This is a genomic window from Streptomyces sp. NPDC046866 (assembly GCF_040704625.1).
Taxonomy (GTDB): domain Bacteria; phylum Actinomycetota; class Actinomycetes; order Streptomycetales; family Streptomycetaceae; genus Streptomyces.
On record NZ_JBEYXN010000011.1, the window covers coordinates 93,274 to 112,089 of the forward strand.

At 74.1% G+C, this 18,816-nt stretch carries 19 protein-coding genes and 1 tRNA gene; 9 read left to right on the forward strand and 11 right to left on the reverse strand.

Annotated elements, in window-relative coordinates:
* Window positions 1-203 precede the first annotated feature (203 nt).
* From AB0953_RS18295 to AB0953_RS18315, 5 genes are all read right to left on the reverse strand, one after another.
* Window positions 204-1,115 (reverse strand): MBL fold metallo-hydrolase, encoded by a 912-nt coding sequence (locus AB0953_RS18295; RefSeq protein ID WP_366860508.1) that lies wholly within the window; start codon window positions 1,113-1,115, stop codon window positions 204-206.
* 105 nt (window positions 1,116-1,220) lie between these two features.
* Window positions 1,221-1,517, reverse strand: coding sequence for a hypothetical protein (locus AB0953_RS18300; protein WP_366860509.1), 297 nt, complete (start codon window positions 1,515-1,517; stop codon window positions 1,221-1,223).
* A 105-nt stretch (window positions 1,518-1,622) separates the two neighbouring features.
* Entirely contained in the window at window positions 1,623-1,943 is a 321-nt protein-coding gene (locus AB0953_RS18305) for a DUF202 domain-containing protein (RefSeq protein WP_366860510.1), read from the reverse strand.
* Window positions 1,940-2,338, reverse strand: a complete 399-nt coding sequence (locus AB0953_RS18310; RefSeq protein ID WP_366860511.1) for a DUF202 domain-containing protein — start codon at window positions 2,336-2,338, stop codon at window positions 1,940-1,942. Before AB0953_RS18310 ends, AB0953_RS18305 begins: the two co-directional genes overlap by 4 nt.
* Window positions 2,339-2,511: 173 nt before the next feature.
* The gene (locus AB0953_RS18315; RefSeq protein WP_366860512.1) at window positions 2,512-3,030 is read right to left on the reverse strand and encodes an NUDIX domain-containing protein; all 519 of its coding nucleotides are present in this window, start codon (window positions 3,028-3,030) and stop codon (window positions 2,512-2,514) included.
* A gap of 84 nt (window positions 3,031-3,114) precedes the next feature.
* Between AB0953_RS18315 and AB0953_RS18320 the strand changes: the two genes are divergently transcribed.
* Complete coding sequence (locus AB0953_RS18320) at window positions 3,115-4,770, forward strand: FAD-binding dehydrogenase (RefSeq protein WP_366860513.1); 1,656 nt, start codon at window positions 3,115-3,117, stop codon at window positions 4,768-4,770.
* A 36-nt stretch (window positions 4,771-4,806) separates the two neighbouring features.
* Here AB0953_RS18320 and AB0953_RS18325 read toward each other — a convergent pair whose 3' ends face one another.
* Window positions 4,807-5,232 carry an ASCH domain-containing protein gene (locus AB0953_RS18325; protein WP_366860514.1) on the reverse strand — a complete coding sequence of 142 codons (426 nt, stop codon included), beginning with the start codon at window positions 5,230-5,232 and terminating at the stop codon, window positions 4,807-4,809.
* Window positions 5,233-5,461: 229 nt separating this feature from the next.
* Here AB0953_RS18325 and AB0953_RS18330 point away from each other — a divergent pair, with 229 nt between their 5' ends.
* The 3 genes from AB0953_RS18330 (at window position 5,462) to AB0953_RS18340 (ending at window position 9,692) form a co-directional block, all read left to right on the forward strand.
* A complete protein-coding gene (locus tag AB0953_RS18330; RefSeq protein ID WP_366860515.1) occupies window positions 5,462-6,409 on the forward strand; it encodes a hypothetical protein in 948 nt (315 codons plus the stop codon).
* 63 nt (window positions 6,410-6,472) lie between these two features.
* Window positions 6,473-8,017 carry an APC family permease gene (locus tag AB0953_RS18335; RefSeq protein ID WP_366860516.1) on the forward strand — a complete coding sequence of 515 codons (1,545 nt, stop codon included), beginning with the start codon at window positions 6,473-6,475 and terminating at the stop codon, window positions 8,015-8,017.
* A 238-nt stretch (window positions 8,018-8,255) separates the two neighbouring features.
* Window positions 8,256-9,692, forward strand: a complete 1,437-nt coding sequence (locus AB0953_RS18340) for an amino acid permease (protein WP_366860517.1) — start codon at window positions 8,256-8,258, stop codon at window positions 9,690-9,692.
* A gap of 71 nt (window positions 9,693-9,763) precedes the next feature.
* Here AB0953_RS18340 and AB0953_RS18345 read toward each other — a convergent pair whose 3' ends face one another.
* Both AB0953_RS18345 and AB0953_RS18350 read right to left on the reverse strand, forming a co-directional pair.
* Window positions 9,764-10,123, reverse strand: a complete 360-nt coding sequence (locus AB0953_RS18345) for a zinc ribbon domain-containing protein YjdM (RefSeq protein ID WP_366860518.1) — start codon at window positions 10,121-10,123, stop codon at window positions 9,764-9,766.
* Between the two features lie 65 nt (window positions 10,124-10,188).
* Window positions 10,189-10,276, reverse strand: a tRNA-Leu gene (locus AB0953_RS18350).
* 163 nt (window positions 10,277-10,439) lie between these two features.
* Between AB0953_RS18350 and AB0953_RS18355 the strand changes: the two genes are divergently transcribed.
* The 3 genes from AB0953_RS18355 to AB0953_RS18365 all read left to right on the forward strand — a co-directional run bounded on the left by AB0953_RS18355 (window position 10,440) and on the right by AB0953_RS18365 (window position 12,983).
* Complete coding sequence (locus tag AB0953_RS18355; protein WP_366860519.1) at window positions 10,440-11,765, forward strand: M20/M25/M40 family metallo-hydrolase; 1,326 nt, start codon at window positions 10,440-10,442, stop codon at window positions 11,763-11,765.
* Window positions 11,766-11,894: 129 nt separating this feature from the next.
* A complete protein-coding gene (gene chpH, locus AB0953_RS18360) occupies window positions 11,895-12,128 on the forward strand; it encodes a chaplin ChpH (RefSeq protein WP_366860520.1) in 234 nt (77 codons plus the stop codon).
* A 96-nt stretch (window positions 12,129-12,224) separates the two neighbouring features.
* On the forward strand, window positions 12,225-12,983 hold the full coding sequence (locus tag AB0953_RS18365) for a chaplin family protein (protein WP_366860521.1): 759 nt from the start codon (window positions 12,225-12,227) through the stop codon (window positions 12,981-12,983).
* Window positions 12,984-13,034: 51 nt separating this feature from the next.
* Here the strand turns inward: AB0953_RS18365 and AB0953_RS18370 are convergent, their stop codons facing one another.
* On the reverse strand, window positions 13,035-13,223 hold the full coding sequence (locus AB0953_RS18370) for a DUF5703 family protein (protein ID WP_366860522.1): 189 nt from the start codon (window positions 13,221-13,223) through the stop codon (window positions 13,035-13,037).
* Window positions 13,224-13,270: 47 nt separating this feature from the next.
* On the opposite strand from AB0953_RS18370, the gene AB0953_RS18375 reads away from it, so the two are divergent.
* Window positions 13,271-13,933: a hypothetical protein gene (locus AB0953_RS18375; RefSeq protein WP_366860523.1), complete on the forward strand. Its 663-nt coding sequence runs from the start codon at window positions 13,271-13,273 to the stop codon at window positions 13,931-13,933.
* 93 nt (window positions 13,934-14,026) lie between these two features.
* Here AB0953_RS18375 and AB0953_RS18380 read toward each other — a convergent pair whose 3' ends face one another.
* The gene (locus AB0953_RS18380; protein WP_366860524.1) at window positions 14,027-16,651 is read right to left on the reverse strand and encodes a helix-hairpin-helix domain-containing protein; all 2,625 of its coding nucleotides are present in this window, start codon (window positions 16,649-16,651) and stop codon (window positions 14,027-14,029) included.
* Entirely contained in the window at window positions 16,648-17,640 is a 993-nt protein-coding gene (locus AB0953_RS18385; RefSeq protein WP_366860525.1) for an aldo/keto reductase, read from the reverse strand. The genes AB0953_RS18380 and AB0953_RS18385 overlap by 4 nt, the downstream gene beginning before the upstream one ends.
* A 102-nt stretch (window positions 17,641-17,742) precedes the next feature.
* On the opposite strand from AB0953_RS18385, the gene AB0953_RS18390 reads away from it, so the two are divergent.
* Complete coding sequence (locus tag AB0953_RS18390; protein ID WP_366860526.1) at window positions 17,743-18,792, forward strand: LLM class F420-dependent oxidoreductase; 1,050 nt, start codon at window positions 17,743-17,745, stop codon at window positions 18,790-18,792.
* Window positions 18,793-18,816 lie beyond the last annotated feature (24 nt).

Sequence of the window (18,816 nt, forward strand, 5' to 3'; positions counted from 1 at the left end):
GACGTTCCGGCGCACCGGCGGCCCGGGCGGGCACGGACGGAAGCACCGGAGGCCATCATGCCGACCAGTCGGTATGTCGTCCAGTGCGCCGTGCGGCGGAAGCGGGGCGGGGCCGGCCGGAAGCGGAACGGGCCCCCTCCCGCGCGCACGCCGCACGGGACCCGCCGCAGGCCCCGTCCCCGGGCCCGCGGTCGATCCGTGCTTCAGGCGTGGCAGAGGATCGGCGTCCCGCCGTTCATCACGGTCATGTCCCGCAGCACCGCCAGGATGTCCAGCGGCGCCCCCTCCGGCTCGCCCGCCAGCTCCGCGTAGGCCCGGTGCAGGTTGGCCACCAGCCGCTCGCTCTCCCGCCAGGCCGCGAACTCGCCGAGGTCGGCCTTCTGCGCCACCTCCAGCGGGGCCAGCCCCTGCGCCCTGCCCTCCCGGGCCAGCCCGTCCACGTACCGCAGGTAGCGCTCGGTGGAGTCGTACGCCGAGGGGTCGGTCAGCGGCCCGTGCCCCGGGACCACGGTCTCCGCGTCCAGCGAGCGCAGCAGCTCCAGCGCCCGCAGCGAACCGGCCAGCGAGCCCATCGCGAGGAACGGCGTGCCGCCGGCGAAGACCAGGTCGCCGGTGAAGACGACCCGCTGCTGCGGCAGCCACACCACGGAGTCGCCGGTGGTGTGCGCGACGCCGGGGTGGATGACCTGCACCTGCGTCCCGCCGAGGTGCAGGGTCGTGCGGTCGCTGTACGTGAGGTCCGGCGGGGTGATCTCGATCGCGCCGAAGTCGGTCTCCGGCCAGATCATCTCCAGCTGGTGGCCGGCGGCGAGCTGCTCGCTGCGCGCGTTGTCGTGCGCGAGGATCAGCGCCTCCCCGGCGAAGACGCCGTTGCCGTAGGTGTGGTCGCCGTGGTGGTGGGTGTTGACCACCGTGCGCGGCAGCGGTACCCCGGCCGCGACGACCGCCTCGCGCAGGGCGAGCGCCCGCCGCTCGGTGGCCGCGGTGTCGACGAGCAGGGTGCGCCCCCCGTCGCTGACGAAGCCGGCGTTGTTGAGGCACCAGCCGCCGTCCGGCTGGACGTAGGCGTACAACCCGTCCGCGGGCTGGACGAGGTAGGGCTCTTCCGCGGTCATCTGGGCTCTCCCCGGTTCGCTGTGACAGGCGGTCAGCATCCTGCCAGCCGGGCGGGGACCGGGGGAGAGGGGGGTGCGGTCGCCGGACGGGGTCGTCAGTGGTCGTCAGTGGTCGTCGTAGTGGCCGGCGTGCGCGGCGTGCCGGTGCCCGTCGTGCAGGTAGTCCAGGTGGTCGCCGTGCGGGACGGAGGCGTGGCCGCAGCCCTCGCCGTGCGCATGCCCGTGGTCCTCGTGCGGGGTGTGCCCGCCCGGTTCGCACTCGTCCCAGTGGCCGGAGTGCTCCCGGTGCAGGTGCCCGTCGTGGGCGTAGTCGACGTGGTCGCCGTGGGCGACCTCGGTGTGCCCGCAGCCGGGGCCATGGGTGTGCTCGTGCGTGGGGTGCTCGTGGTGCAGGGTCGTCATGGCGCCGAGGCTAGTGCGCAGTGCCCCGTATTGCCGGTTATGCCCCTCCGGAACGTCGGGAATGTCGGGCGCGGCGCAAAGGGATCCGACCATCCGATCGGCAGCTCAGACGATGACCGCCATCGCGAACACCGCCAGTGCCACCGTGCAGGCCACCGCCGCCAGCGCGGCCCGCGGTGCGAGCCCGGGCGGCCGGCCCGCCGCCAGCGCGCGCATCCGCCGGTGGGCCACCCCCAGGAACGCCAGCCAGATCAGCGCGATCAACGCCGTGCCCACCACCTCCGTCGGCGAGCCCGACCCGCGCAGCGCCTGCCGCAGCGCCAGCACGGCGGCCACCGAGCAGGCCAGCGTCGTACGCCGCCACGCGAGCCGGGTCCGCTCCGGCTGCAGGCCGGCGTCGCGCCCCTGCGCGGGCGGGCCGGTCACGGCCGGTCCGTCCCGCCGAGCAGCACGACCACCACCATCGCCACCGCGACCAGCCCCACGCCCAGGCCCAGCAGCACCGGGAAGCGGGAGGGCGGCAGGTCCTCGCCGCGCCGCATGGCCAGCTCGCACCGCACCCAGTGGTTCACCGCCCGCAGCGCGCAGGCCGCACCGACCGCGAGCAGCGCGAACGCCATCCCGACGCGTACGCCCCAGCGCAGGTCCGGCAGGAACTGGTCCACCGCGAAACCGCCGCCGATCAGGGCGAGGGCGGTCCGGATCCAGGCCAGGAACGTCCGCTCGTTGGCCAGCGAGAACCGGTAGTCCGGGGTCTCGCCCTCGTCCCGCACGCGCTGCGGTGCGAACCAGAGGCGCACGTCCTTGCCGAAGTCGATCACACGGCCAATCTACGTCCCGCCGCCGGCCGCGGCCCCCGCGGCTGCCGCGCCCCTGCCCGCGCGTGGGGGGCACGTCCGGTCTCACCCGCGCGTGGGCCGTCCGGTCCGGCACATTCGGCCTCGCCCACGCGGAACGGGGACCGGCGAGGCGGGAAAAGCAGGCGTCGGCGGGGCTACGGCAGGCCCCGGAAGGCGCGCAGGCGCCGGTAGGCCTCCAGGCCGTCCGGCACCCACGGCCATGCCCCGTCCGCGACCCGCGCCGCCAGCTCCTCCTCGGACAGCCAGGCGTGCCAGGCCACCTCCGACTCCTGCGGCCGCACCGGCGCATCGCAGCGCACCTCGTGCACGTACGACCACCACGCCCCGCCGGGCCCCTCGTACAGGAACTTGAACAGCGGCTCCGGCCGGGGGAGCCCGGCCACGCCCAGCTCCTCCCCGGCCTCCCGCAGCGCGGCCTCGGCGTAGCCCTCCCCGGCGCCGAGGACCCCGCCCACGAACATGTCGTAGCAGGAGGGGAAGACCAGCTTCGACGCGGTCCGCCGGTGCACGAAGATCCGCCCGGCCGCGTCCCTGGCCAGCACGAACGCGCACCGGTGGAGCAGCCCGCGGGCGTACACCTCGCCGCGCGGCGCCTGCCCGGTCACCCGGTCCTCGCGGTCCACCACGTCCAGCACTTCGTCGGCAGCACTCACAGGGCCCATCCAACCACCGCCATTGACTGGTTACCGCCCCGTAGCCAAAGATCTGCCCCACCGGCGACCGGAGGGCAGTTGCGCATGACGTACGACGCAGACGTGATCGTGATCGGGGCGGGGCTCGCGGGGCTGGTGGCCACCGCCGAGCTCGTCGACGCGGGCTGCAAGGTGATCCTGCTCGACCAGGAGCCCGAGCAGTCCCTCGGAGGGCAGGCGCACTGGTCCTTCGGCGGCCTGTTCCTCGTCGACTCGCCCGAGCAGCGCCGGATGCGCATCAGGGACAGCCGTGCGCTCGCCCTCCAGGACTGGTTCGGCACCGCCGGCTTCGACCGGGAGGAGGACGCCTGGCCGCGCCGCTGGGCCGAGGCGTACGTCGACTTCGCGGCCGGCGAGAAGAGGCCCTGGCTGCACGCCCGCGGAGTCCGCTTCTTCCCCGTGGTCGGCTGGGCCGAACGGGGCGGCTACGACGCCCTCGGCCACGGCAACTCCGTCCCCCGCTTCCACATCACCTGGGGCACCGGCCCCGGCCTGGTCGAGCCGTTCGAGCGCCGCGTCCGGGCCGGGGCCGCCCGCGGCCTGGTACAGCTGCGATTCCGCCACCGGGTCACCGGGCTCTCCCGCACCGGCGGCGCCCTGGACACCGTCACCGGCGAGATCCTGCGGCCCTCCGCCGCCGTGCGCGGCACCGCGAGCAGCCGCGAGGCCGTCGGGGCGTTCTCGCTGCGGGCCCAGGCGGTCATCGTGACCAGCGGGGGCATCGGCGGCAACCACGACCTCGTGCGCAAGCAGTGGCCGGAGCGCCTCGGCACCCCGCCGCAGCGGCTGCTCTCGGGGGTCCCGGCGCACGTGGACGGCCTGATGCTGGGCATCGCCGAGGACGCCGGCGCCCGCCACATCAACAAGGACCGGATGTGGCACTACACCGAGGGCATCGAGAACTGGAACCCAATCTGGGCCCGGCACGGCATCCGCATCCTGCCCGGCCCCTCCTCGCTCTGGCTCGACGCCACCGGCCGGCGGCTGCCCGTACCGCTCTTCCCGGGTTTCGACACCCTCGGCACCCTCGAACACATCATGCGGACCGGCCACGACCACACCTGGTTCGTCCTGAACCAGCGCATCATCGGCAAGGAGTTCGGCCTCTCCGGCTCCGAGCAGAACCCCGACCTCACCGGCCGCTCCGTCCGCGACGTCATCGACCGGGCCCGGCAGGCCGTGCCCGGTCCGGTCAAGGCGTTCATGGAGCACGGCGCGGACTTCGTGGTCGAGCGCGACCTGTCCGCGCTGGTGCGCGGCATGAACGCGGTCACCAAGGAGGACCTGCTCGACGAGGAGACCGTCCGCCGCGAGCTCACCGCCCGCGACCGGGCGATCGCCAACCCGTTCACCAAGGACCTCCAGGTCACGGCCATCCACGGCGCCCGGAAGTACCTCGGCGACCGGCTCATCCGCACCGCCGCCCCGCACCGCATCCTGGACCCGAAGGCCGGCCCGCTGATCGCCGTGCGGCTGTCCGTGCTGACCCGCAAGTCCCTCGGCGGCCTGGAGACCGACCTGTCCTCGCGGGTCCTGACCGAGTCCGGCGACCCGCTGCCCGGCCTGTACGCGGCCGGGGAGGCGGCCGGGTTCGGCGGCGGGGGCGTGCACGGCTACCGCGCGCTGGAGGGCACCTTCCTCGGCGGCTGCATCTTCTCGGGCCGCGCGGCGGGCCGCGCCGCGGCCGCGGCGGTGGCCTGACGGGCCGCAGGCGCCGCCGCCGCGGTCGCGCGCCCGCTACGCGAGCCGCTCCACGACCCGGAACCGCTCCGCGACGACCAGGGTGTCGTCGCCGACCGTGTACTCCGGGTCGCCCAGCCCCTCCCGGACCGGCCCGCTGTGCCAGAACGCCTCGTGCGAGGCACGCCATTCGGCCACGGACGCGTACCCCTCGCCCTCGTCCAGCGCGTGCCGCAGGTCCACGTCGGCGAGCCGGAGCACCCGCACGTCCGTCACCTCCACCACCGCCAGGGCCCGCTCCTGCGAGTCCACCAGCACGCCCCGGTCGCCCGGCGCGGGCAGCGGCTCGCCCTCGGCCTCGTACTCGGGCAGCAGCCCCGTCGTCGCGGTCTTCGCACCGCTCAGCACCGCCGCCACCAGCTGGTCGCGCTGCGGCCCGGGGAAGCCGAGCAGGTACGGCGGGAGGTCTTCGTACGTCGTCATGCGGCGACGATACGGCCCCCACCGCCCCGCACCCCAACCCCCACCGAACCGGAACGAACCACTCAACAACCGCCGCTGCACGACCAGTTGAAACGCGCCACCCGGCGGACCGGACCTTGACGCGGAGCTGTGCCTACCGGTTTGCTGTGCGTGATCATCCCTGTCGCCCCCGTCATGCCGTCCGCCCGCGCCCGTGTACCGCGCCCGTGTCCTGGAGGGAAAACCGCGGATGTCCCCGCCTCCGCCGCCGCCCCTCGGCCGCGCCCGCAAGCGGGACGCCCAGCTCTTCGACCCGGCCCTGTGCGACACCGAGCTGGTCGAGGTCCGCTCCCAGTTCACCCAGGGCCGGTGGGCCAAGGTCCGCGCCCTCCTCGCCGGCACCGGAGACGACTGGGACCGCCGCGGCCACCGCATCGTCGTCCTCGCCGAGACCCCGGCCGCCACCGCCTGGGCCGGCGAATGGCTCCTCGCCGAACCCGAGAGCGCCGACGCCGCCACCCTCCTCGCCTGCGCCGCCGTCTTCACCGCCCTGCGCCGCAAGGGCAGCCCGGAAGCGGCCGAGGAGGCCTGCCGGCGTGCCGCCGCGCTGCTCCCCGCCGACCCCACCCCCTGGCTCGGCCTGCTCATGCTCTCCCGCGCCTTCGGCAGCGCCGAGGAGTTCAGCCGCCACTTCGACCAGGTCCGGGCCCGCCACCGGGAGCACCACCACGCCCACCACCTGATGGTCGCCCGCCTCGCCGAGCACGCCCCCGCCTCCGGCCACGACCCGCTCCACGAGGTCTACGACTTCGCCGCCTGGGCCGCCGAGGAGTCCCCGGCCGACTCCCCGCTCGCCGTCCTGCCGGTCATCGCCCACGCCGAGCGCTACCGGGTCCTCGCCGCCACCCACGGCCGGACTCCCGACGGCGCCGCCGCCCACTGGTCCAGCCGCCGGGCCCGCCAGGTGCTGCGCGCGGCCTTCGACTGGTGGCTCGAATGGGAGCGCGAGGACCACCCCCGCAACCGGGTCGACCTCAACTTCCTCGCCCACGCCAAGCTCTGCGAAGGCCGCCCCGCCGAGGCCGCCGCCCTCTTCCACCGCATCGGCAGCCACGCGACCCGGGCCCCCTGGTCCTATCCCGACCTCGACCCCCACAAGGCCTTCCTCGCCGCACGCAGCGCCGCACTCGGCACGTGACGGCAGCGCGCGAGCGCACCGCACCGCCCCACGCTTCGACCTTCCCCCGAAAGGACACCCGCCATGGCGACGGGCAGATCCACCACGCTCGGCACCGCTCCGGAGATCCGGACCTACAAGGGCGAGGACCGCGCCCTGCGCGCCGACCGCCTCGGCACCGCCGGCCTGCTGCTCTCCGTACTGGCCGCGAGCGCCCCCCTGATGGTCGTCGCCGGTGTGATGCCCACCACGTTCGGCGTGATGGGCGTCGTCGGCCAGCCGCTGCTGTTCGTGATCCTCGGCGTCGTGCTCGCGCTCTTCGGCGTCGGCTACGCCGAGATGAGCCGCCACGTCCACAACGCGGGCGCCTTCTACGCGTACATCGCCCGCGGGCTGGGCCCCACCGCCGGCGCCGGGGCCTCGCTCGTCGCCCTCGTCGCGTACAGCGCCATGCAGGTCGGCGTCTACGGCATCCTCGGCTTCGAGATCTCCAACCTCTTGGCCACCTACCTCAAGACCGACCTGGCCTGGTGGATACCCGCCCTGGCCGCCGTCGCCCTCACCGGGGCCCTCGGCTGGCTCAAGATCGACCTCAACGCCCGCGTCCTCGGCGTCCTGCTCCTGATCGAATGCGCCCTCGTCGTCATCTTCGACGTGGCCGCCCTCGGCGACCCCGGCGCCGAAGGCCTCTCCCTGCACGCCTTCAACCCCTCGACCCTCGGCGGCGCGGGCCTCGGCACCGCCCTGTGCTTCTGCATCGCCGCCTTCGTCGGCTTCGAGCAGTCCCCGGTCTACGCCGAGGAGACCAGCAAGCCGCACATCGTCGTCTCGCGCGTGATGTTCCTCGCGGTCGGCTTCGTCGCCCTGTTCTTCGCCTTCAGCGCCTGGGCCCTGACCGTCGCCACCGGCCCCTCGGAGATCGTCAAGACCTCCGCCGAGGCCGGGCCGGGCCTGCTCTTCCAGCTCACCGAGAGCCGCCTGGGCGCCGCCTTCACCGACGTCCTGCACGTCCTCTTCGTCACCGGCATGTTCGCGGCCATGCTCAGCTTCCACAACGTCGTCGCCCGCTACGCCTTCGCCATGGGCCGCGAGGGCCTGCTGCCCGCTTCCTTCGGCCGCACCAACCCGGGCACCGGCGCCCCCGCCACCGGCTCCCTGCTCCAGACGGCCGTCGCCACCGTCGTCGTCCTCGCCTTCGCCCTCACCGACGACGGGCCCGGCGGCGACCCCACCGCGCCCGTCCTGCACCTGTTCACCTGGATGGGCAGCGTCGGGGCGCTCGGTGTGACCCTCCTCATGGCGGCCGCCTCCTTCGCCGTCATCGCCTTCTTCGTCCGCCGCGGCACCGCCGCCGCCCAGCTGTGGCGGCTCCTCGCCGCCGGACTCGCCGGGCTCGCCCTGCTCGGCATCGCCGTCTACACCGTCAAGGACTTCGGCGTCCTGGTCGGCGCCGAGAAGGGCTCGGCCCTCAGCTGGCTGCTGCCCGCCATCATCGGCGCGGCCGCCGTCGGCGGGCTGCTGTACGGGGTCCTGCTGCGCCGCAGCAACCCCGAGGTGCACGCCCGCATCGGCCTGGGCAACGAGGCCTTCCGCCTCGACCAGGCCGCGGAGGCCGCCCCCCGCGGCTGACGCCCCGCGGACCGGCCCGAGCGGCCGCGGTCCGCGCTTCCGTGCCCGTACCAGGCCCCCGGCGACCGTTTCCAGGTCGTCGGGGGCTTCGGCGTCATGGGGCCGGGTTTTGGCCATGGCCGGGGCTCATGGTCTCCTATGGCGACAAAACCACCGGACCACCGCACAGGTGACACCACCCAGCTCCCCTGCGCCAGGCCCGGACATGCCTGTCCCACCCACGAAGGCGAAGCACCACATGAGCGACCGCACCTTGACCGGGGCACCCGCCCCGGCGTCCTCCAGCCACGTCGACGCAGGTGACGAGGGTTACAGCAAGGACCTCAAGTCCCGCCACATCAACATGATCGCCATCGGCGGGGCGATAGGCACCGGCCTGTTCCTCGGCGCCGGCGGCCGCCTCCACGGCGCCGGCCCCTCCCTCGCGATCGCCTACGCGGTGTGCGGCGTCTTCGCCTTCTTCGTCGTCCGGGCCCTCGGCGAGCTCGTCCTCTACCGCCCGTCCTCCGGCGCGTTCGTCTCGTACGCGCGCGAGTTCATGGGGGAGAAGGGCGCCTACACGGCCGGCTGGCTGTACTTCCTGAACTGGTCCACGACCACTGTGGCGGACATCACGGCCGCCGCCACCTACGCGCACTTCTGGTCGATGTTCACGAGCATCCCCCAGTGGGCCCTGGCCCTGATCGCCCTCGCCGTCGTCCTCACCGCGAACCTGATCTCGGTGAAGTACTTCGGCGAGATGGAGTTCTGGTTCTCCCTGGTCAAGGTCGCCGCCCTGGCGATCTTCCTGGTCGTCGCGATCTACCTGGTCGCCACCAGCCACGACATCGGCGGCCACACGCCGGGCCTGTCCACCATCACCGACAACGGCGGCATCTTCCCCTCCGGCGTCATGCCGATGCTCCTGGTCGTCCAGGGCGTCGTCTTCGCCTACGCCTCCGTCGAGCTGTGCGGCGTCGCCGCGGGCGAAACCGAGAACCCCGAGAAGATCATGCCGAAGGCGATCAACTCGATCATGTGGCGCGTCGGCCTCTTCTACGTCGGCTCCGTCGTCCTGCTGGCGATGCTGCTCCCGTACACCTCGTACTCCGCCGACCAGAGCCCCTTCGTCACCGTCTTCGACAAGCTCGGCATCCCCGGCACCGCCGGCATCATGAACCTCGTCGTGCTGACCGCGGCCCTCTCCAGCCTCAACTCCGGCCTCTACTCCACCGGCCGCATCCTGCGCTCCATGGCCATGTCCGGCTCCGCGCCGAAGTTCACCGCCCGCATGAACAAGGGCAAGGTCCCCTACGGCGGCGTCCTGTTCACCGCCGCCTTCGGCCTCGCCGGCGTCGGCCTGAACTACCTGATGCCGAAGGACGCCTTCGAGCTCGTCCTGAACTTCGCCTCGCTGGGCATCCTCGGCACCTGGGCGATGGTCATGATCTGCTCGCTGTTCTTCTGGCGCCGCGCGCAGAACGGCCTCGTGGAGCGCCCCGCGTACCGCCTGCCGTGGGCCCCGTACACCCAGATCGTCACCCTGGTCTTCCTGGTGTCGGTGCTGGTCCTGATGTGGTGCGACGGCGGCGTCGGCCGCACCACCGTCCTGTGCGTCCCGGCCATCGGCGCCGCGCTGGTCGGCGGCTGGTTCCTGGTCCGCCGCCGCGTCGCGGAGATCGCCGCCCGCGGCTGAGCCCCCTCGGCCCGGCCGAAACGCAGAAGGACCCCGCCCTCGGGCGGGGTCCTTCCCGTATGCGAGGCCCGTCAGGCCTTCTTCACCACGCCGGACTTCAGCTGCATGGCGCCGAAGCCCTCGATCCGGCAGTCGATGTCGTGGCCGTCGACCCCGTCGACGATCCGGATGTTGCGCACCTTCGTCCCGGCCTTGATCCCCGAAGCACTGCCCTTGACCTTGAGGGCCTTCACAACGGTCACGCTGTCCCCGTCCTGCAGGACGTTGCCCACGGAGTCCCTGACGACCCGCTCACCACCCGCAGCGGCTTCCCGCTCACCGCCCTCGGCGGGGACCCACTCGTGGCCGCACTCGGGGCACACCACGAGCGCATTCATCTCGTACGTGTACTCACAGGAGCACTTCGGGCAAGGGGGAAGATTCTCGATCACACCCCCAGGATAGCGGCAGAACCACCGGGAAAAGCAGAGAACCCCTGCTCAGCAGGGGTTCTCAGTGGTGTCCGAGGGGGGACTTGAACCCCCACGCCCGATAAAGGGCACTAGCACCTCAAGCTAGCGCGTCTGCCATTCCGCCACCCGGACAAGGTGTCTGTCTCGCGGCCCTCGGCCGTTCCGACGTGGAAAACATTACCAAACATTCCGGGGCCCTCGATCACACCCCCCTCGGCCGGGGATCGCCCTTGGGCCGGGCGGGCCGAAGCGGGAGGATGGGGGCAGCCGGTACCGATCAGTGGGAGGAAGCAGCGTGAGCCAGTCGAGCGCGGGCAGGACCGTCTCGGGCGAGGACGAGGTCGTCGACCTCTGCCGGGACCTCATCCGGATCGACACGAGCAACTACGGGGACCACTCCGGCCCCGGTGAGCGCAAGGCCGCCGAGTGGGTCGCGGAGAAGCTCGCCGAGGTCGGCCTGGAGCCGCAGGTCTTCGAGTCCCACAAGGGCCGCGCCTCCACCGTCGCGCGGATCGAGGGCGAGGACCCCTCGCGGCCGGCGCTGCTGATCCACGGGCACACCGACGTGGTGCCCGCGAACGCCGCCGACTGGACGTACGACCCGTTCTCCGGCGAGATCGCCGACGGCTGCCTGTGGGGCCGCGGCGCCGTCGACATGAAGGACATGGACGCGATGACGCTCGCCGTCGTCCGCGACCGGCTGCGCAGCGGCCGCAAGCCCCCGCGCGACATCGTGCTGGCCTTCCTCGCCGACGAGGAGGCGGGCGGCGTCTACGGCGCCCGGCACCTCGTCGACAAGCACCCCGGGCTCTTCGAGGGCGTCACCGAGGCGATCGGCGAGGTCGGCGGCTTCTCGTTCACCGTCAACGAGAACCTGCGCCTGTACCTGGTGGAGACCGCCCAGAAGGGCATGCACTGGATGCGGCTCACCGTGGAGGGCACCGCCGGCCACGGCTCCATGACCAACACCGACAACGCCATCACGGAGCTGTGCGAGGCCGTGGGCCGGCTCGGCCGCCACCAGTGGCCGGTGCGCGTCACCAAGACCGTGCGCTCCTTCCTGGACGAGCTCTCGGACGCCCTGGGCACGCCCCTGGACCCGGAGGACATGGACGCCACCCTCGCCAAGCTCGGCGGCATCGCCAAGATGGTCGGCGCGACCCTGCGCAACTCGGCCGCGCCGACCATGCTCGGCGCCGGCTACAAGGTGAACGTCATCCCCGGCCAGGCCACCGCGCACGTCGACGGCCGCTTCCTGCCCGGCTACGAGGACGAGTTCTTCGCCGACCTCGACCGGATCCTCGGCCCCCGCGTGAAGCGGGAGGACGTGCACGCGGACAAGGCCCTGGAGACGGACTTCGACGGCCGCCTCGTCGACGCCATGCAGAGCGCCCTCAAGGCGGAGGACCCGATCGCGCGCGCCGTCCCGTACATGCTCTCCGGGGGTACGGACGCCAAGTCCTTCGACGACCTCGGCATCCGCTGCTTCGGCTTCGCACCGCTGCAGCTGCCGCCGGAGCTCGACTTCGCAGGGATGTTCCACGGCGTGGACGAGCGGGTGCCGGTGGAGGGGCTCAGGTTCGGCGTACGCGTGCTCGACCGGTTCATCGACAACTGCTGAGATTCGAGAGGGTGTGCGCTTTCCACTGGGAAGAGTGAATGCGCTCATACGCTCGTAGCTCCGGTGATCCCTCCTCGTTACAGGTGGTGCGGTCCGCGGCTGGGACCGCATTGCCTACTAGGAGGAACAATGCTCAAGAAGGTTGTGGCCGCTGCCGCTGCCACCGGTGGTCTCGTTCTCGCCGGTGCGGGTCTGGCCGTTGCCGACGCGGGTGCCCAGGGTGCGGCCGTCGGCTCCCCCGGTGTCGTGTCCGGCAACGTCATCCAGGTTCCGATCCACGTTCCGGTCAACGTGTGCGGCAACACCATCAACATCGTCGGCCTGCTGAACCCGGCCTTCGGCAACACCTGCGTCAACGCCTGACGCATCCGAGGTCTTGGGCCCCGGAGCGCATTCCAGCGCTCCGGGGCCGCCGGGCTTTACGGCCCGGAGGTTCGTACACAGCAGGGGGAATCGACAATGCGACGACAAGCAGCGGTCACCAGGAAGACCCTGATCACGATGGCGGCTGCGGGGGGTGTGCTCGCACTCGGCGGGGGCTACGCGCAGGCCGACTCCGGCGCGTCCGGCCATGCCGCGAACTCCCCGGGCGTGCTGTCCGGGAACACCGTGCAGGCGCCGGTGGACGCACCGGTCAACGTCTGCGGCAACACGGTCACGGTGGTGGGAGGCCTGAACCCGGCCTTCGGAAACCGCTGTTCGAACCATGCGGCCGCATCGCCGGGGCAGCCCGGCCAGCCCGGCCAGCCCGGCCAGCCGGGCCACCCCGGCGGACCCGGCCAGCCCGGCGGGCCGGAGGAGCCGGACGAGCCGTGCGACGAGGACGAGGAGCAGCCGGGGCACCCGGGCGGACCGGGGACGTCGGGGACTCCCGGTACGCCGGGGAACCCGGGTACGCCCGGCAACCCTGGGAACCCCGGTACGCCCGGCAACCCCGGAACCCCGGGGAACCCGGGTACGCCTGGGACTCCGGGACACCCGGGTACGCCGGGGACTCCGGGGAACCCCGGGACACCGGGGCAGCACGGGACACCGGGTACGCCCGCCCACCCCGGCCAGGGGACCGGCACCGGGACCGCCGTCGGGCTCGGGTCGACCCACCAGGCGGGCCTCGCGGCCACGGGAGCCGGTGACGCCCTCGGCATCGCCCTCCCGCTCTCGGCCGGCACGCTGCTCGCCGGAGTCGTCCTCTACCGCCGCGCCCGCAGCGCGGCCTGACGGCCCCTCACCGGCGCGGGTCCCACTCGTCGAGCGGGGCCCGCGCCACCGTCACCAGGTCGCGCGGACCTGACGGATGATCCGGCGGCGCAACCGCACGCGGCGGCTGCCGTCCCGGTGCAGGGTCAGCCGGTCGAGCTCCCAGTTCCCGTACTCGGCATGGTCGGTCAGCAGGCGGGTCGCCTCGCTGCGGGGGACCCCGCGAGGCACGTACACGTCGACGAATTCGTATTCCGGCATCGCATCTATTGTGCGGGCACGGCCCTGCTGCGGATAGCGTCTGCACTATGTCTGATGCCGCTCTGCCCCCTGTTGCCGAGGTACGCGCCGCCGCCGAGGCGGTCAAGGCCGCCATCGACCGTCACCTCGCCGCGGTCGAGAGCAGGATCGGGGACGAGGACCCGGCCGTCTACGCCGCGTTCAACGAACTCGCCGCCGCCGCCGAGGAGTACGACGAACTCCTCTACGACCGCTACGACGAGGTCACCCCGTTCGAGATCCCCACGCCCGAGGACGGCGCCCCCTACGCGGGGCCCGCGGAACCCGCCGCGTTCAGCGTGCTCATCCGCCGCGACTACACCGTGGTCCAGCCGTCCCGGCTGATCGCGCAGGCCGACCGGGTGGCCGCGCACGACCGGGAGGCCGAACTCGTCCACGACGGCGGGACCGCCGGCGCCCTGGGCGTGCTGTTCGGGGAGTACGAGCCCGACGAGATCGCCTCCCGCGCCAGGGACTTCGGCCTGGAGGAGGGCGACTCGACCCTCTGGATCGCGGCCGCGCACGAGGCCGCGGAACCGGGCGAGTGGCTCGGCGAGCCCTTCGGGAACACCGACCCGCAGGACGTGCTGCACCGGTTCGACGTCAGCTCCGTGTTCGACGAGGACACCGACGACTTCGACGAGGAGGAGGAAGAGGACGAGGCCGAGGAACCGGGCCTCGCGCCCGCCTGAGCCGTCCGCCCCGCGCCGGAACGCCGCGGCCCCCGCCCCTCCCAGGGCGGGGGCCGCGGCATGCACGGGCCGGAGCCCGGCCCCGCCGAACGCCTACTCGGGCTGCTCCTGCGCCGCCGCGGCGAGGCCCCGCAGCAGGCCCGCCAGGCGGGTCGTCCGCGGCTTCGGCGGCACCTGCGCGACCGCCTGGGCCAGCGCCTGGTCCACCCCGTGCACGACCGAGAGGTGCCGCTCGGCCCGGCCGAAGGCCGTGTACACCCAGTCCCGCGACAGAGCCTGGGCCGCATCGCCCGGCAGTACCACCACCACCGCGGGCCAGCGCGCACCGACCGCCTGATGGGCCGTCACCGCCCAGCCGTGCCGCACCTGCGACTCCACCCGCTCCCGCGGTACGACGATGCGCCCGCCCGCGGCGTCCAGGTGCAGGCCCTCGGCGTCGGCCGACACCACGCGGGCCGGCACCGCCCGCCCCGGCGAGGGCACGTGGACCACGCGGTCGCCGGGGTCGAAGCCGCCGAACCGGCCCGGGCCGGGGTTCAGCCGCTCCTTCAGGGCCGCGTTCAGCGCGCGCGTGCCCGCCGGGCCGCCGTGGGACGGGGTGATCACCTGGATGCCGTCCGCCGCGGTCCCGAAGGCGCGCGGCACCGACTCGGCGACCAGCTGCACGGTGCGGTGCACGGCTTCGCCGGCGTCGCGGACGGGGACGATGACGACCTCCTTGCCGGGGGCGTCGACCTGGTTCAGCTCGCCGATCCCGATGCCCGACACCAGCTCGCCGAGCGGGCCGGGGTCCGGGATGCGGGAGGTCGGCTGCGGGCAGACGCGGGCCGCGAGCACGTCCGCGAACACCCGTCCCGGGCCGGCCGACCCGAGCACCGCCGGGTCCCCGGACAGCACCAGGCGGGCGCCGTCGGGCAGCGACTCCACCAGGGCGGCGGCGGTCTCCACGTCCAGCTGCGGGGCGTCCAGGACGACCAGCAGGTCGAGCTCGAACTGCCCGTCCGCGTCCCGCGGCGGGCCCTGCGTGCCGGAGAGGAGGCCGGCCACCGTCACGGCCTCCCGGCCCGGGGCGTGCGCGGCCAGGCAGACGCGCAGGCCCCGCTCGCGGGCCGCGGCCACCAGGGCCAGCGGCTCGGCGCGGGCGGCCTCGCCGCCGGTGTGCACCACCAGGCCGTGGCCGGCGACCGCCCGGATCAGCTCGGCGCCCGGGCCGGTGGCGGCGCCCCAGTCGGCCGGGTCGGCGAAGGTGCCCGCCAGCCGGGCCAGGCCGTCGGCGAGGCTCTCCTCGGCCAGCGCGCAGCCCTCCAGCCCGACCAGGACGCGGACCGGCTGCTCCTCGTCCTCCGCGGTGGAGTCGGTGGCGGATTCCGTGGCGGAGGGCCCCAGCGGCTCGTGGAACACCAGGACCGACCCCTCGGCGATGGCCTGCTCCAGGGCCTGCGCGGGCTGCGGCACGCCGTACTGGGCCAGGGCCGCTTCCAGGGTGGGCGCCTCCAGGGCGGTGTGCCCCTTGAGGGCGGCCTGCTCCAGCAGCCAGCCGACCAGGGCGGCGGCGCGGCGGTCGTCGGCCGGGCCGGCCTCGGGGCCGAGCAGGGCACGGGCGAAGCCGTCGGCCTGGGTGGGGCGGACGCCGGCGACGGCGAGGAGCCGCCACGGGTTCTCGGTCAGCTCCTCGGCGGCCGTCTCGCCGAGCGTGGCGGCGGCGCGGGCCGCCAGCTCTCCGGGGGCGCCGCCGCGGGCGAGGACGGCGCGCACGGCCTCGATGCGCTCGGGGGAGGGGGCGGGGGCCGTCGGCGCCGCCGGCGCCGCTGCCGGGCGGGGGCGGGACTGCGGCTGGGGTTGCGCGGCGGGGGCCGGGGCGGGCCTCCTCGGCCCGCTCGGAGCCTCGTCGAAGTAGCGGGGGGCGGGCTTCTCGCCGCTCTCCACGGCCCGTACGGCGGCCAGCAGGTCCGCGGCCTTGCCGCTGAGCTTCGCGCCGGCGTCGACCGGGCCCTGGCGCTGGGCCTTGCGGCGCTCGATCCGCTCCCGCTCGACCTTCTGCGCGGCCAGCTCCGCCTCGGCCTCGCTCAGCTGCGGTGCGGCGTCGCCTGCGGCGCTTTCCCCCACCCCGCCCCTTCCCGAAACCGGGGACTCCGCCCCCGGCCCCCCTTCCCCGGCTCCACCGGAGCCGACGACCGGCTGCGCCGAGCCACCCGCCTCCGCCTCGGCGGCGTCGCCCGCGTCGTGGTGAGCGCGCTCTTCGTCCGCGGCTCCGCCGGACCGCCCGGCCGTGGCCTGCTCGCCCCCGGCTTCGCCGGAGGCGGCGCCGGCCTGCGCCGCGCCGGTCGGCTCCGCTTCGGCGGTGTCGCCTGCGTCGTCCGAGGCGGCGTCCGGCTCCGCCTCGGCGGTATTGTCCGCGCCGCCGGGAGCGGTCTGCTCGGCCCCGGCTTCGCGGGAGGCGGCGTCGGCCTGCGCCGGGGCGGTCGGTTCGGCCTCGGTGGCGTTCTGTGCGGCTTCGGGTGCGTCGGCGGGGGCGGGCTGGTTGGCCCCGGCTTCGCGCGGCTGGGCCTCGGCGGTGTCGCCCGCGTCGCTGGAGGCCGCGGCGGACTGTGGCGGGCCGGCTTCGGCCGCGTTGGCGGGTTGCTCGGTCCCGGCCGTGCCGGAGGCGGTGGCCCGGGGGTCGCCGGGGGCCGCCTCGGGGGTGGCCTCGGGGGCGGCGGGATGGCGGTCCGTGCTCACAGCGTGCTCCAGTCGTGATCCGGGTAGCGGTGCACCGGCGCCGAGACATCGTCCAGCGCCTGGCGGATTTCCTCCGGAAGGGTAAGGGTCTCCACCGACAGTGCCTCTGCCAGCTGCGGTGAGGTGCGCGCGCCGACCAGTGGCGCGACGACCCCGGGGCGGTCCCGGACCCATGCGAGGGCCACCTGCAGCGGCGTCACGGCCAGGCCGTGGGCGGCCGTGGCCACCGCGTGCACGATCCCGCCCGCCGCGTCGTCCAGGTACGGCTCCACGAAGCCGGCCATGGCGGGCGACGCGCCCCGGGAGTCCGCCGGGGTGCCGGCCCGGTACTTGCCCGTCAGTACCCCCCGCCCCAGCGGGGACGACGGCAGCAGGCCGACGCCCAGGTCCAGCGCCGCGGGGAGCACCTCCCGCTCCACGCCCCGCTGGAGGAGGGAGTACTCCATCTGGGTGGTGGCCAGGCGGGTGCGCGGCCCCGGCGCGGCCAGCTGCCACGTGGCCGCCTTCGCGAGCTGCCAGCCGCTGAAGTTGCACACCCCCGCGTACCGGGCCCGCCCGCTGCTGACCGCCAGGTCCACCGCGTGCAGGGTCTCCTCCAGCGGGGTGCCGGGGTCGAAGGCGTGGACCTGCCACAGGTCCACGTACTCCGTTCCCAGCCGGGCCAGGGAATCGTCCAGCGCGGCGAGCAGGTGCCCGCGCGAGCCGTCGAAGCGCCGGTCCGGATCCGGCACGCCGCCCGCCTTCGTCGCGATGACCAGCTCCCGCCGCGGCACCAGCGAGCCGACGAGCCGCCCGAGCAGGTACTCGGCCTCACCGCCGCCGTACACGTCGGCGGTGTCGACGAGCGTGCCGCCCGCCTCCCAGAAGGTCTTCAACAGCTCCGCGGTGCCCGGCTCGTCCGGGCCCTGCGCGGCACGGCCCCACGTCAGGGTGCCGAGGCCGATCCGGGACACGCGCAGGCCGGTGCGGCCGAGATGCCTCTGCTCCATGAACGCTGAGACTAGCGGGGCACTGACGCCGCGGACCCGGGCGCGCTACAGTCCCTGCCCAGACCTACGTTACTGATCGGTAAACCGGTAAGGGGACGACACATGCGGCTCGGCATCAATCTCGGCTACTGGGGCGCCGGCATGGACGCGGACAACCTGGCCGTGGCCCAGGAGGCGGACCGCCTCGGCTACGACGTCTGCTGGGCCGCCGAGGCCTACGGCTCGGACGCCCCCACGGTGCTCGCCTGGGTCGCCGCCCGGACCGAGCGCATCGACGTCGGATCCGCGATCATGCAGATCCCGGCCCGCCAGCCCGCGATGACCGCCATGACGGCCGCCACCCTCGACTCCCTCACCGGCGGCCGCTTCCGCCTGGGCCTGGGCGTCTCCGGCCCCCAGGTCTCCGAGGGCTGGTACGGCGTGAAGTTCGACAAGCCGCTCGCCCGGACCCGCGAGTACGTGGAGATCGTCCGCAAGGCGATGACCCGCGAGCGCCTCACGTACGAGGGCGAGCACTGGACCCTGCCCCTGCCCGGCGGCCCCGGCAAGCCGATCAAGCTGACCGTGCACCCGGAGCGCGAGCACATCCCGCTCTACATCGCCGCCATCGGCCCGAAGAACCTCGAGCAGACCGGCGAGATCGCCGACGGCGCCCTGCTGATCTTCCCGGCCGCCGAGCACCTGGAGGCAACCGCGCTCACCCACATCCGGGCGGGCCGCGAGAAGGCCGGCCTCACCATGGACGGCTTCGACGTCTGCCCGACCGTCCCGCTGGCCGTCGGCGACGACGTGAAGGGCCTCGCGGACGTGTTCCGCCCCTACACGGCCCTGTACGTCGGCGGCATGGGCAGCCGCAAGCAGAACTTCTACAACCAGCTCGCCCAGCGCATGGGCTACGAGAAGGAGGCCGCCGAGATCCAGGACAAGTACCTGGCCGGCGACAAGACGGGCGCCGCCGAGGCCGTCCCGCACTCGCTGATCGACTCCACCACCCTGCTCGGCTCGGTCGAGCGGATCGCCGACCGGATGCAGGCCTACGCCGAGGCCGGCGTCACCACGCTGACCCTCGCCCCGGCCGGGTTCACCCTCGACGAGCGGATCACCGCGCTGCGCGCCGGCACCGAGGCCCTGGAGCGCGCCGGCCTCGCCTGACCCGGCGCAGGGGCCCCTGCGGCC

What these genes read in the sequence shown, in the direction of transcription:
- AB0953_RS18295 (WP_366860508.1), bottom strand. Translation starts at nt 1,115, where the DNA reads ATGACCGCGGAAGAGCCCTACCTCGTCCAGCCCGCGGACGGGTTGTAC.
- AB0953_RS18300 (WP_366860509.1), bottom strand. Translation starts at nt 1,517, where the DNA reads ATGACGACCCTGCACCACGAGCACCCCACGCACGAGCACACCCATGGC.
- AB0953_RS18320 (WP_366860513.1), top strand. Translation starts at nt 3,115, where the DNA reads ATGACGTACGACGCAGACGTGATCGTGATCGGGGCGGGGCTCGCGGGG.
- AB0953_RS18325 (WP_366860514.1), bottom strand. Translation starts at nt 5,232, where the DNA reads ATGACGACGTACGAAGACCTCCCGCCGTACCTGCTCGGCTTCCCCGGG.
- AB0953_RS18330 (WP_366860515.1), top strand. Translation starts at nt 5,462, where the DNA reads ATGTCCCCGCCTCCGCCGCCGCCCCTCGGCCGCGCCCGCAAGCGGGAC.
- AB0953_RS18335 (WP_366860516.1), top strand. Translation starts at nt 6,473, where the DNA reads ATGGCGACGGGCAGATCCACCACGCTCGGCACCGCTCCGGAGATCCGG.
- AB0953_RS18340 (WP_366860517.1), top strand. Translation starts at nt 8,256, where the DNA reads ATGAGCGACCGCACCTTGACCGGGGCACCCGCCCCGGCGTCCTCCAGC.
- chpH (WP_366860520.1), top strand. Translation starts at nt 11,895, where the DNA reads ATGCTCAAGAAGGTTGTGGCCGCTGCCGCTGCCACCGGTGGTCTCGTT.
- AB0953_RS18365 (WP_366860521.1), top strand. Translation starts at nt 12,225, where the DNA reads ATGCGACGACAAGCAGCGGTCACCAGGAAGACCCTGATCACGATGGCG.
- AB0953_RS18370 (WP_366860522.1), bottom strand. Translation starts at nt 13,223, where the DNA reads ATGCCGGAATACGAATTCGTCGACGTGTACGTGCCTCGCGGGGTCCCC.
- AB0953_RS18375 (WP_366860523.1), top strand. Translation starts at nt 13,271, where the DNA reads ATGTCTGATGCCGCTCTGCCCCCTGTTGCCGAGGTACGCGCCGCCGCC.
- AB0953_RS18385 (WP_366860525.1), bottom strand. Translation starts at nt 17,640, where the DNA reads ATGGAGCAGAGGCATCTCGGCCGCACCGGCCTGCGCGTGTCCCGGATC.
- AB0953_RS18390 (WP_366860526.1), top strand. Translation starts at nt 17,743, where the DNA reads ATGCGGCTCGGCATCAATCTCGGCTACTGGGGCGCCGGCATGGACGCG.